General features: G+C 43.9%; 8 protein-coding genes. 6 read left to right on the forward strand and 2 right to left on the reverse strand.

The window, feature by feature from the left end; translation table 11 throughout:
• Window positions 1-707 precede the first annotated feature (707 nt).
• Window positions 708-1058, forward strand: coding sequence for a hypothetical protein (locus tag A3860_RS40780; protein ID WP_143774384.1), 351 nt, complete (start codon window positions 708-710; stop codon window positions 1056-1058).
• A 63-nt stretch (window positions 1059-1121) separates the two neighbouring features.
• Here the strand turns inward: A3860_RS40780 and A3860_RS32590 are convergent, their stop codons facing one another.
• On the reverse strand, window positions 1122-1835 hold the full coding sequence (locus A3860_RS32590) for a hypothetical protein (RefSeq protein ID WP_081154714.1): 714 nt from the start codon (window positions 1833-1835) through the stop codon (window positions 1122-1124).
• 293 nt (window positions 1836-2128) lie between these two features.
• Here A3860_RS32590 and A3860_RS32595 point away from each other — a divergent pair, with 293 nt between their 5' ends.
• Both A3860_RS32595 and A3860_RS32600 read left to right on the forward strand, forming a co-directional pair.
• Complete coding sequence (locus A3860_RS32595; RefSeq protein WP_081154715.1) at window positions 2129-2461, forward strand: DUF2185 domain-containing protein; 333 nt, start codon at window positions 2129-2131, stop codon at window positions 2459-2461.
• 103 nt (window positions 2462-2564) lie between these two features.
• Entirely contained in the window at window positions 2565-3845 is a 1281-nt protein-coding gene (locus tag A3860_RS32600; RefSeq protein ID WP_081154716.1) for an outer membrane protein assembly factor BamB family protein, read from the forward strand.
• Here A3860_RS32600 and A3860_RS32605 read toward each other — a convergent pair.
• A complete protein-coding gene (locus A3860_RS32605) occupies window positions 3838-6588 on the reverse strand; it encodes a hybrid sensor histidine kinase/response regulator transcription factor (RefSeq protein ID WP_245843680.1) in 2751 nt (916 codons plus the stop codon). The genes A3860_RS32600 and A3860_RS32605 overlap by 8 nt on opposite strands.
• A 229-nt stretch (window positions 6589-6817) precedes the next feature.
• On the opposite strand from A3860_RS32605, the gene A3860_RS32610 reads away from it, so the two are divergent.
• From A3860_RS32610 to A3860_RS32620, 3 genes are all read left to right on the forward strand, one after another.
• Entirely contained in the window at window positions 6818-8149 is a 1332-nt protein-coding gene (locus A3860_RS32610; RefSeq protein WP_081154717.1) for a sugar porter family MFS transporter, read from the forward strand.
• Between the two features lie 10 nt (window positions 8150-8159).
• Window positions 8160-9677 carry a glycoside hydrolase family 32 protein gene (locus A3860_RS32615; protein ID WP_081154718.1) on the forward strand — a complete coding sequence of 506 codons (1518 nt, stop codon included), beginning with the start codon at window positions 8160-8162 and terminating at the stop codon, window positions 9675-9677.
• A 143-nt stretch (window positions 9678-9820) separates the two neighbouring features.
• Window positions 9821-13156 carry a SusC/RagA family TonB-linked outer membrane protein gene (locus A3860_RS32620; RefSeq protein WP_158085438.1) on the forward strand — a complete coding sequence of 1112 codons (3336 nt, stop codon included), beginning with the start codon at window positions 9821-9823 and terminating at the stop codon, window positions 13154-13156.
• The last annotated feature ends 1 nt before the right edge of the window (window position 13157 follow it).

The following is a 13157-nucleotide window of genomic DNA, read 5'->3' on the forward strand; positions in this document are numbered from 1 at the left end:
ATGTGTTATAATCTGCTGATAGGCAATAAACGAAATATTATTTCTTACCCCACTGGTTAGGTATTCTTTACCTCCGCTTCTCTTTTTTATTACTGCTGGCTACCATGTCTTTACCTTTTCTTTTGGTTGCCTTTTGGTTTGGGTAATATTGCCTTCACCTTTTTATTACCTTTTTTTAACCTAAAGGGTAAAGAAAAGGTTAACCTAATATTGCCACAATACGACCACAACCAAACCACAACCTGATGGGAGTGGGGGTGTAGGGGGAATTTTTTTGCCAATTGGAAACAAGAATAACATGAATAATTTGAACAATGCTGTTTACGTTCAACCGGAACGCATTTACTCAATCACCTGGTATTAAAGAAGATCGAAAAATTGAAATATGCCGAATGGAAGAAAAAGCATGCAGCTTAAATATTTGCGCCCTTAAAATACTCAAAGTATCCATTTCAAATTGCAGCTGTTTAATTTGAGAAATATATTATTTTGCAGAACCCTTATAACTTATGAATCTATCTTACAAACAACTTTTCTCTTATTTACTTTCAGGTATTATATTTTTTTACTTAACTGCCGGTTGTAAAAAGGAGACATCTTCTGATGATAGTGTTCACTTTTCGTTTAACGATAGTTTGCCTGCTATCTGTAAAATGCAACAAAGGCCCAATTATGACTTTATAGGAGGTTCAAATTGCGATTTTAGTGTGGCTAGAATGGGAAATTTCGGGACAGGTGAAGATGCATTGATCGGTATCTATGCTACCAAAGATTGTAATTTTATGACCTCCACTCTTCCTTACACAACCAATTATTTTTTAGTGTCCGTAATTGTATATAACAAACCCTGGGACGCTGTTACTTACACATATAGCAAGAGCATACCGCCCGATACACTTGGCAATACTCCTGGTGATCTTACCCTCACAATAACACAACGTGATAATTACCGCGTGAAGGGAACTATCAAAGGAACTATCTATCGGTCAAATGTGGGAATGCGACTGTTCCCATCTAAATTTGACTGTACTTTTGACCTGGTGATCCCTCTTAAATAGGAAAAGGCCTTTTGCCCCGCTTCGGTGGGGCTTTTTATTAAACGAAGAGATACGCTGATACTCCTACTCACTCGCATGCAATCTTGCCAGCGCTTTCCTTATATCTTCTTCCTCTTCCTCCAGGTGGTTGATAATGCAAAACCTTTTGATAGAGACATGCGCTCGGGGCGGTAATCCAGCTTCTTTCCGGGTTTCCTTTAGCATTTCCTGGGCTGTTTTTAGATGTATGCCCAGGATTTGGGCAACCTCAAATGGTCTGATGATCACCCGGTAAGGGCCAGGCCTTGAAGCCATGGCTTCACCGCTTTGATTCGCCTCATCCCAAAGCTTTGCGCGCATTTCCCGCGTTTCAATGCTTTCTACAATTCCCTTCCGAAGGTCAACTGCAAAATCCCTGAAACTTCTGAGTGGTTCGGCTGCTAATTCTTCCCTGGTTTTTGCAGGTAGTATCGTTAGGGGCGGTAAGGGTTCATAATCTTTAAGGGAAGCGAGAAACACCTGGATCAGCATTTCATCAATATCCATGTATTCACAAAACTGCTCCATTCTTACACGTATATTACAGTACATGATGCCCATTGCCTGCTCTATTTCATTCAGTAAATTACGGGCATCCGTAAAGTCAATGTTCATAATGTTCATAACATCATCCGCCCTGACACTGATGGTAAGGAGCTGGCCAGGGTACAGTTCTGTGACCGTATTAAATTGTTCCATCATTTCATAATACCTGGTAACCGGGTTATCACGCGGAAAGTGTTTTTTGCGGCCTAACATGGTTATGCTCGTTTAAAGGTTAAAAGAGATTTGATATAGTGCTAACCAACCAGGCCGCCAGCTTACTGGCAGTTGAAACATTCCGAAGTCTTCCGGTAAAAAAAGCGCAGGAAAATGATAACCCGAACGGGTAACTGTAAAATACAAAATTATTTAATATTAAAAAGGAATATTTCCTGGCGGTATGGCGATTGAAGAAGAAAATGATCCGGGTTTATATCTTTGGGAAGCCTGGACTGGTGATCAAAGTCAGCAGCACGAGGTGAATAAAACCCCGTAATAAAATTTGATTTATGAAAGACAAAAAATTTAAACTCCCTAAAGAGCAATTTAAGCAACTAATTAAAGGTATGGGTGCCTGTTTAGCCTCGGATAAAATCACAGTTGATGGACTTTTAGTAGGCTTTATGTACCGTGAAGAACTTCATTTTGAAGCAGATAGTGGATGGCGTTTTTATTCAGGTACTGAAGATCAGGAATATGTCGATAATCCTGACAATTTGATGTATTATGATTTGAACACAATTGCTAATTATGATCCGGCTATAATACCCTATTTGCATTTAGAAACAGGAACCCAGTTGGAAAGAAATGAAGATAATACGTTTAGATATATTGTAGATTAAACTTGCTATAACTCACTGATCAATGCCGGTCCCTATGCCAGGCGTTTAAAAAAACGTATTGTATAAATAGGCAGATAAAAAATTAAGGTATAGCTTGTAACATATGAAAAAACTCCTGATCGCTTTCCTGTTCATTGGCATCCATTCTCTTTGTATCTGTCAGCATACATCCGGTTCGGGCCGGTTTGGTAATACCCTATGGAAGTTTCAGACCGGAGGAAAAATATTTTCATCTCCACTGCTATACCGTAATCTCATCCTTTTCGGCAGTGAAGACAATACATTCTACGCATTGGATACAGGCACGGGAAAACCAGCCTGGAAATTTAACACCCACGCACCAGTGCATGGATCTCCGGCGGTATACGGCGGCAAAGTCTTTTTTGCCAGTTACGACGGTAATCTCTATGCAGTTGATGTGCGATCGGGCAGGTTGCAATGGAAATTTCAAACCCGGGGTGAAAAAAAGGTAGGTGCAAAAGGGCTCTGGGGCATGAAGCCCATTACTGAGTATATGAACGACCCATTCGATTTCTTTCTTTCATCACCGGCGGTTGACTCAATAAACGAGCTGGTATATTTCGGAAGCGGCGATGGTAACCTGTATGCACTTCACCTAACAGATGGCAGGCAACAATGGCAATTTCCTACAGGCGGCATTATTCATACCAACCCCATCCTTTTTCAAAACACCCTTTATTTCGGCAGTTGGGACAGGTATTTGTATGCTGTTGACAGCCGTACCGGAAAGGAAAAATGGAAATTCCAGACCCGGGCCGATTCTGCCTACCACCATTTGCTGGAAGGCATTCAGGCTTCGCCGCTGGTCTTCGATAACCATATCTTCTTTGGGGCAAGAGACGGTTATTTCTATGCATTGGATGCAGTAACGGGACAGTTAACCTGGAAATATTCAGCTAATAACTCCTGGATACTCACCACTGCAACCGTTGCTGACAACGTCATTTACACCGGCACCTCCGACACCTACCTGCTGCTTGCCCTGGATGCCGCAACGGGCAAAGAAAAGTTCCGTACCGCTGCCAATGGGTATGTATATTCATCACCTGTTGTAGCTGGCAATACGATCTATTTCGGTGATTTCACCGGTCAATTGCTGGCGTTGGATATCGCGTCGGGAACAATTACCGACAGGTTCCAAACGCCGGGCCGGCAAAAGAATGCTGCTTCGATCCTGAATAACGGTAAACTCGATTTCGCCTATATGACACAGGGAATGGACCTGGCCAATTACGCTACTACAGTAGCCGGCATGAACCGGCTATATACACTGGGACCCATTCTTTCTAAACCTGCGATAGGTAATGGCGTTATTTATTTTGGCTCGGCCGACGGATCTCTTTACGCGGTGCGGCTTATTTAAACTTTCCTTCCTTAAATTCTTTGGGCGTTACACCCAGCTTTGACCTGAATACAGTTGAAAAATAGGTAGCTGATGAAAAGCCCGTTTTGAAAGCAATTTCGGCAATGGAAAGATCTTCATGCTGCAGGTAATACTTTGCTTTTTTCAGCCGGGTATTAACAATATATTCGTTCACATTGCATTCCATCAACGCTTTTATTTTTCTTGAAAGCTGTGCGGGTGAAATGTTCAGTTCGCGGCAAATGTCATCGATACTGAAGGCATCATTGCTGATATTATTTTCAACGATCGCCGCAAATTCGCTAATGAATTTACGGTCTGTTTTTTTCTTCGTGATGTTATTTATACCGGGTAATGTGTCGCTGGAATAATGCGCTTTGGATTTGTTCCTGTTATTCAATAAGGCAATAAGATGTTGCTCCAGTAATTGAAAATTGAAGGGCTTGGTAATATAAGCATCGGCCCCTGTTTTAAAGCCTTCTATTTTTTGATCGTCGGTACTGCGTGCAGTCAAAAGAATTATCGGTATATGCGCAGTACGCACATCCGATTTCAAAATGCTGGTTAGTTCAAGCCCGTTTTTACCGGGTATCACTATATCGCAAATGATAATGTCGGGCGTATTGTCGAAGGCTGCCTGCAGCGCCTTGCTGCCATTGGCTGCTTCAATAACATCGTACCGGGCAGAAAGCCGGTTCGCTATAAATTGCCGCAGGTCGTCATTATCTTCTATGATCAGTATGCTGTTTTCTTTTCTGGTGTATACAGGTGCCTCTGTGGTTACAGGAAGACCGGGGTACAATTCGGTGGTATATATTTTAGCGTCTTCACTAATGATATTATTGGGAGCAGGGGGGGCTGCTATTTGTGCATCAACCTGCATGGCCATGAGCGGAAAACATACTTCAAACGTGGTGCCCTTACCCTTCTCGCTTTTAACCGTCACCGTGCCTTTATGCAATTCTATCAGTTCTTTTGATAAAGCAAGTCCAAGCCCGGTTCCTTTATAATTTTCATATTCCCCCTGAAAAAAAGGATCAAAAGCATGCTGTATCACTTCTGCCGACATACCAACCCCACTATCCTCGATCCTGATAACTGCGTTACTATTCTCCTGCATAAGGCTCACCTGTATAAATCCATTTTCTTTGGTGAACTTAAATGCATTGGAGAGCATATTAAATATTACCTTATCCAGCATGCCGGCATCGAACCAGGCCGGTAATTTTCTTTCGGTTGTTATAAAACGAAGACTGATCTGCTTACTTTTCGCCAGATTGTTATACGACTCTACAATCTCATTTATAAAATCGACAAGATCATGTTGAGCGGCATTGACCGGCATTTTTTTAAACTCTATTTTCCTGAAGTCCATAAGCTGGTTAACCAGCTTGTATAACCTCAAAACGTTCTTTTCGGCCAGTTTAACTGTTTGCCGCACACCCACAGGCAGCCTGGGATTATCAGCCACCTCTTCGAGCGGTGATAAAATAAGTGTCAGCGGTGTTCTGAATTCGTGCGAGATATTGGTAAAGAAGTTCAGTTTGGCCTGGTGCGCCTCCTCAGCTTTGGCCCCCATCTCGATCAACTGGTTCTTTTGTTCTTCGAGTTGATTTTTTTGCAAAGAGATTTCCCTGTTTTGTAATTCGAGCCGGTGGGTTATTTTCTTGTTCTCTTTTAGAAAATAATAGGAAAGGCCGCCTAATATCAGGGTGAGGCTAAGGGTAATGGCAATAATAAATATTACCGTTTCCTGGTTATGTGAAATAATGATCTGCCGGTCGAGTATTTTTTGCCTTTCTTCAATGTCATGCTGCTGACTGAGGAGCTTTTCGGCCTGCATTTTCATCAGCCTTACGTTGCCCGAATCTATTACCGTAGTAAAAAGCTGGTTTTCTTTTTTAAAAGGCTTGTTGCCTAAAATGTTCAGGGCCGTGAGTATCGCTTCCTTGCCGCCGGTGGGATACAGTACAGTAGCTACAATTCTTTTGTCGGTCACCATATCAAGCCCCATTCCATTTACCGGCAGCCCGTCGACCCCAATGATCTTTATCTTTTTATCAATTCCCAAACGCACACAGCTTTGATAGGCATCATTAGCCATGGCATCGTTATGTGCAAAGATGAGGTCGAAATTGCCGGCCTCTTTGATGGTACTGTCAAAGTGTTGTGCATTTCCTGCCTTTGCTTTTTTCAGGAATTGTATACCGGGGTACCGCGAAATAACCTGCATAAATCCATTATGCCGGCCAATGAATGGAGACGCCTCTTCCGGCGCCGTTATTTCCATTACTTTTCCTTTTCCTTTCAGCAGGGATACGGCAAACTGGCCTGCATTCTGGCCCACCTCCACATTTTCGGCCCCTATAAAAGCCGTGTATTTACCCGAGTTTGTTTTGCGGTCAATTAATAGAACAGGTATGCCTGCATCATATACCTTTTCAATGACAGGTGTAAGGGGGGCTACTTCGTTGGGCGACACAATCAACAGGTCGATGCCCTGTTTAAGCAATTCATTGATCTGCCCAACCTGGGTTGCACTGTTGCTGTTGGCATTTTTATAAATGAATTGGATATCATTATGGAAAGAAAGCTCCCGGTTCATTTCGGCCAGCATGGTTTGCCGCCATTGATCATAGTCCATACACTGCGAAAAGGCGACAACATATTGCCTGCCCTTTGCATGGCGGGCACACGATACAGGCAGCATGGCTGCCAGCAGGAGAACTACAAATAACCTCATGTTGTACTGGCAATCGTTTTGGTCTTATAAAAATGATATTTTTTTTAATACCAATGTTGAAAATCGTAGATCTGACCTTTAAAAATTGATCCTTTGTATTATTAAATACTTAGCATTCAGCTCATTAATAACAAAAATATAAATGACGAAAAAGTTAAAGTGATTGATTGAATTTTGAAAGGCCACAGGCCGCACCCGCAACTATTTTTGACGGGTTAAGGCTTGTTATATGAATAAAAGGATTGTATTAACCTGGTCTATCGTAATAGCGCTTGGTGGTTTTTTATTTGGTTTTGACACGGCTGTTATTTCCGGCGCCGAGCAAACCATACAGCAATACTGGAACCTGAATACCATCGAGCATGGTCTTACCGTTTCCATCGCATTAATTGGTACAGTGATCGGTTCCCTGGTTGGCGGGTATCCGTGCGACCTGTGGGGCCGCAAAAAGACATTATATATTATCGCTGTTTTATACCTGATTTCTTCTTTGGGTACTGCACTCGCCACCAACTGGTACCTGTTCCTTGTGTTTCGTTTGCTGGGCGGTTTAGGTGTGGGCGCCTCCTCTGTTACTGCCCCCATTTATATCTCAGAGATCTCTCCACCTTCCAAACGCGGTATGCTGGTAGGCTTATTCCAGTTCAACGTGGTATTCGGCATAGTGATCTCCTATCTTTCTAATTATTTGATTGGTTTAAATGGCGACAGCTCCTGGCGGCTGATGCTGGGGGTGCAGGCTGTTCCTTCTGTAGTATTCCTGCTTTTGCTGCAATTGGTACCTGAAAGCCCGCGCTGGCTCATTTTGAAAAAAGGAAAAATTGCAGAAGCGCGCGCTATATTCAAAATTGTTGAACCCGATAGCGCCGAAGAACTCGTTCACAGCATTGTACAAACGGGAACTACCGGCAATATCCCTGAGGAACGCCCGGTACTGTTTACGGCAAAATACAAAACGCCTGTACTGCTGGCCATCCTGTTCGCCATATTTAACCAGGTATCGGGCATCAATGCCATCATCTATTATGCACCGCGCATTTTTGAAATGACGGGTTTGGGCAAAAGTTCTTCCCTGTTATCGACAGCCGGACTGGGATTGATGAATTTTATGTTTACCCTGTTGGCTATGGGCTTTATTGACAGGGTAGGGCGGCGAAGCCTGATGATGATTGGTTCGGCCGGGTTGATCATTTCACTTGGCCTGGTATCTTATTCTTTTTATCAGCAAAGTTTTAGTGTTTGGTCCGTACCCATTTTTCTTTTTGTATACATCGCATTTTTTGCTTTTTCACAGGGCGCTGTTATCTGGGTATTTATTTCCGAAATATTTCCAACACCCGTAAGGGCAAAAGGTCAAACGCTTGGCAGCACCACGCATTGGGTAATGGCTGCAGTTATTGCCTTTACTTTTCCTTACCTGGCCGAAAAGGCGGGTGGCGGTAATACGTTTTTGTTTTTCGCCATTATGATGGTATTGCAATTACTTTTTGTATGGAAGCTGATGCCTGAAACAAAAGGCAAATCACTTGAGCAAATCGAACATTCATTGATACTTCATTAATAAATATTCAATGTCATTATTCAAATATTTGTTTACTGTAACAGTTGTGTCCTGTTGCTTTTTATGCCGGGCACAGGGACAGGCGCTTACTAAACAATATTACAATGAGCCGCATCGTCTGCAGATCCACTTCACGCCAAAAGAACATTGGATGAATGACCCCAATGGGATGGTGTATTACAACGGCGTATATCATTTGTTTTACCAGCACCACCCCGGCAGCACTGTTTTTGGGCCCATTCACTGGGGGCATGCCACAAGCAGGGACCTTATTCACTGGCAACACCAGCCCATTGCTTTATATCCCGATAGTGCGGGCTATATTTTTTCAGGAAGTGCAGTGGTTGATCATAAGAACACATCCCGCTTTGGTAAAAACGGGAAGGTTCCCCTGGTAGCTATTTTCACCCATCACAGTGTGAAAGGGGAGCAGGAAGGAAGAAACGATTTTCAAAATGAAAGCCTTGCGTACAGCCTCGATGAAGGACGAACATGGACAAAGTATAAATGCAATCCGGTGTTAAAAAATCCCGGCATCAAAGATTTTCGTGATCCCAAAGTGAGCTGGAATGAAGTGGCCCATAAGTGGATCATGACATTGGCAACCCTGGACCACATTACGTTTTATTCTTCCCGTAATTTAAAAGACTGGACAAAAGAATCAGAATTCGGAAAAGGAACGGGCGCACATGGAGGCGTATGGGAATGCCCCGATCTGTTCTCCCTGAATTATCAGGGAAAAAAGATCTGGGTGTTGATTGTAAATATAAATCCCGGCGGTCCCAATGGCGGTTCCGGAACACAATATTTTGTGGGCGATTTTGATGGTCATCAATTCACGCCATTTGATAAGGAAACCAGGTGGCTCGATTATGGCCCCGATGAATATGCAGGCGTTACTTTTTCAAACACCGGCAATAGAAGACTTTTTTTAGGCTGGATGAGTAACTGGCAATATGCGCAGGTAGTTCCTACTCAAAAATGGAGAGGCGCAATGACTGTACCCCGTGAATTATCAATCAAAAAGGTAAATGGTAAATATTTACTGGCATCAACACCGGTACCCGAAGTGAACAAATTATTCAACCGTTCATTCAAATTTAAAAACATACCGGCGACCAACTTTGAGCTCACTGCAAAAACAGGAAAATTGACGGGGCCTGCCCTGATAAAAATGACTGGCGCTCAACTGAAAGATCTTTCGATCACCCTTTCCAATTCATTACATCAAAAGCTGATCGTTGGTTTTGATGAAAGCAAAAATGAATTTTTTATTGATAGGACCCAATCGGGAAACGTTGGGTTTGAAAAAGATTTTGGAAAAAGGCATACAGCGCCGCGGCTTCTTCAAACACCCAATTTTAATTGCACGCTTATTATTGATAAGGCTTCTGTTGAATTGTTCGAAGGAGATGGACTTACGGTAATGACTGCTATCTTTTTCCCTGATGAAGATTATTCTGATATCAGCATTCAGTCAAAATCAGCACTCAACATGGAGAGCCTGACGGTTTCGTCTCAAAACTAAAAAAACAGTAAGTACGCTGTTTCCTGAATATACCGGGATAAAATTCTTTGCTCAAACAAAACGGGAATGCGCGCGACATCTTCCGGCCGGCGTTTGAGTGATTGATGAACCAAAACAATACTGATTCACCCCAACTTGCCATTATGAATTATAAGACACATTATGTGTTAACGGCTGGTTTTTGTTTAAAAAAATTACAACTACCGTTATTACTATTAATTACAACGCTGTTGTTAAGCTCCACAACAGCCATTTATGCACAGCTGAGGGATGTACATGGCCGGGTAACCGACACGTCGGGCGCCCCCATCAAGGGGGCTGCGGTTATGTTGAAAGAGTCAAAAAGAGGCACTACAACCGGGGCAACCGGGGAGTTTTCGCTGAAGGCTGTACCCGATGATGGCACCCTCCTTATTTCATTCATTGGTTATTATAGCCAGGAAGTTGCCGTGCATGGAAGAACGGATCTTTCAGTAAAACTCGACATGAAGGCCGACAGCCTGAATGCGGTAATAGTGATTGTTGGTTATGGAAAACAAAAGAAAGAATTCCTCACTGCATCTGTTAGCTCTGTTTCCGGCGCCGAACTGATAAAAGCGCCTGTATCCAATATAAGCACGGCATTGAAAGGGCAGCTTCCGGGCCTGGTGGCAACACAGAGCACAGGAAAGCCCGGTTCCGATGGGTCTGTACTAACGATCAGGGGTGTTGGTACGTATACCGGTCAAACCGCACCGCTGGTTATGGTTGACGGGGTTGCCCGGGACACATACGATGACATAGACCCCAATGAAGTTGGTTCCATAAGTATATTGAAAGATGCCTCCGCTACGGCCGTTTATGGCGTACGCGGCGCAAACGGCGTTATTTTGATCACCACCAAACGCGGAAAGGAGGGCGCTCCTGCTATCAGTGTTACCTCGCAAACCGCTGTTTCCTCTTTCACCAATTTCCCGGCATTCGCCAATTCGTATGATTATGCAACCGTTATTAACGAACGCGCCATGGAAGAATACTGGGTCAAACACGCGAAAGATCCGGATATAACTACCTGGGATGAGTTTATTGCCAAACGTGATATTAACTGGAGAAACGACGGGTCGCTTACTTTTTCCGTCAATGATCTTAAATATTTTCAGAATGCCAATACACCCACATTGGCAAATGGCCAAACCAATCCCTGGTACGATCCTTATTTTCATCCTAATACCAACTGGGTCGATAAATTATTTAAGAAATATACCCCTACATCGCAGGTGAATGCCAATGTAAGCGGTGGCACCCGGTTCATGAAATATTTTGTATCGCTTGGTTACCTCAACCAGGGCGGGCTTTTCAAGACCGGTTATATGGCCTTCCCCGACAAGATGCAATTCAGCAAGAACCGCTATAACCTGCGCGGGAACTTCGATTTTGATGTTACAAAAGACTTCAAAATGTCGGTGAACCTCGGGACGCAATTTGTGACCATTAACGGTATGGACAATGATGCATCCATGTGGAACACGCGCATATTGTGGGCGTTCCCTATGAGTTCTCCTGGTATGATCAACGGTAAATACGTGCTGCCCTACTCAGCCGGCGGCTATGATCAATACAATCCCATGTATGCCGTAGAAAATGGTGATTACTGGAATGTTACCAACAACAGTATCTTAAACTCCTCTGTGAATGCGGAGTATAAACTTGACAAAATTACACCGGGCCTGTCCATAAAAGCGTTGGGCTCTTACGACAGTTATTTTGCCAGCAGAAGCTATGGGCATTATGCGCCGGTGTTATATGCAATAAGACCAAATCCAAACGGCGACCCGCTGAACCCGGTATTCACGCAACTTACAGCAGCCACACCGCCAACGATATTCGCCGACTTCAACCTGGGCAAATGGCGTAAACTGTATACAGAAGCCTCTATCAATTACAATCGATCCTTCGGCGGCGGCGGTAAACATACCGTATCGGCCATGGTGCTGGGCAGCAGGGAAAAGAGATACGATCCCACGCTGCAGTACGATCTGCCACATGCCTATGAAGGGCTTACGGCAAGGGCCAATTATAATTATGAAGGCAAATACATTGTGGAATATGATATGGGGTACAATGGTTCAGAGAATTTTCCGGAAGGGAAGCGCTTCGGTTTCTTCCCATCTTATTCCGCGGCCTGGGTGTTAAGCAACGAATCTTTTTTCCCTGCAAACTACACCGTAAGCTTTGTAAAACTACGCGCCTCTTATGGAGAAGTGGGTAACGATAATATTGGCGGCGCACGGTACCTGTATTTGCCCAATACCTGGAGAAGTGATGGCGGTTATACATTCGGCACCCTGAATAACCAACAATATATTAGTGGTTACGACGAATCTGTACTGGGCAACCCAAATGTAACCTGGGAAGTTTCAAAGGATCTGAACCTGGCGGCAGAGTTTCATCTCTTTAAAAGCAAGCTGTCGCTTACCTATGAATATTACAGGAACAACCGTTCCAACATCCTTTCTTACAAAGGAACCGTGCCGGCATTCGTACAGGCCAACCTGCCACCCTACAACCTGGGAAAAGTAATAAGCTGGGGGCATAATCTCGAGTTCAGCTATAACGACAAAACAGGCGATTTTAATTATTACCTGCATGGCAACGCCGCCATTCAGCGAAATAAAATAGTGTTTCAGGACGAAGCCATTGTTCCCGGGCTTGAATACCAGGCAGCCACCGGGCATCCGGTTGGGCAGCAGCTATTGTTGCAGGCCAATGGCCTGTACACCTCCTGGTCACAGTTATACGCCATTGATGCCAATGGAAATCCAATTTTGTCGCAGCCGGTGTTGGCGTCGAGCAACGGAAAATCATACACCAATGCAAGTGGTAATCCTGTATATGTAAAAGATCTGGGTTACGGGGGCAGACCACTGCAACCTGGCGACGTTCGCCTCGAAGATATAAACGGCGATGGGGTCATCAATGAAAAAGACAGAACGAGAACCGGCAATACCGTGAATCCTGAATACAGTTTTGGCCTTACGGTTGGCGGCAGTTACAAGGGATTCGATGTATCGGCATTGTTTGCCGGCGTTGCCGGTGTGGCAAGGGGCGGTTTGGCGCAATATCATATTGATAAGGAACAGGCGATCTATCAGGTTGACCTTACCCGGTTTAGCCTGGATAGATATAATGCAGGCAATAAGATCTATTTCCCTATGGCAGATTATGATAAAACCGCGGCCGCTACCGGGCCTGGTAATGCAGGTAATACTTTCTTCCTGATCAATACTTCTTATGTGAGGTTGCAAAACCTGGCGGTGGGTTATACGCTTAGCAATGGCTTTATGAAAAGAATAGGCATCAGGTCGGCAAGGATCTATGTGGGCGGTAATAACCTGTATACCTGGTCGCCGGCAAAAATATGGGGCGACCCCGAAAATCTGGGAAATATTGGTTACCCGCTTTACAAAACGTATAACACTGGCGTAAATCTCAATTTTTAAA

The organism is Niastella vici, from assembly GCF_002077945.1.
Classification (GTDB): domain Bacteria; phylum Bacteroidota; class Bacteroidia; order Chitinophagales; family Chitinophagaceae; genus Niastella; species Niastella vici.

Excerpts from the sequence above, each read along its gene's own strand:
- A3860_RS32615 (WP_081154718.1), top strand. The coding sequence starts at position 8,160 with ATGTCATTATTCAAATATTTGTTTACTGTAACAGTTGTGTCCTGTTGC.
- A3860_RS32620 (WP_158085438.1), top strand. The coding sequence starts at position 9,821 with ATGAATTATAAGACACATTATGTGTTAACGGCTGGTTTTTGTTTAAAA.
- A3860_RS32595 (WP_081154715.1), top strand. The coding sequence starts at position 2,129 with ATGAAAGACAAAAAATTTAAACTCCCTAAAGAGCAATTTAAGCAACTA.
- A3860_RS32590 (WP_081154714.1), bottom strand. The coding sequence starts at position 1,835 with ATGTTAGGCCGCAAAAAACACTTTCCGCGTGATAACCCGGTTACCAGG.
- A3860_RS32605 (WP_245843680.1), bottom strand. The coding sequence starts at position 6,588 with ATGAGGTTATTTGTAGTTCTCCTGCTGGCAGCCATGCTGCCTGTATCG.
- A3860_RS32600 (WP_081154716.1), top strand. The coding sequence starts at position 2,565 with ATGAAAAAACTCCTGATCGCTTTCCTGTTCATTGGCATCCATTCTCTT.
- A3860_RS32610 (WP_081154717.1), top strand. The coding sequence starts at position 6,818 with ATGAATAAAAGGATTGTATTAACCTGGTCTATCGTAATAGCGCTTGGT.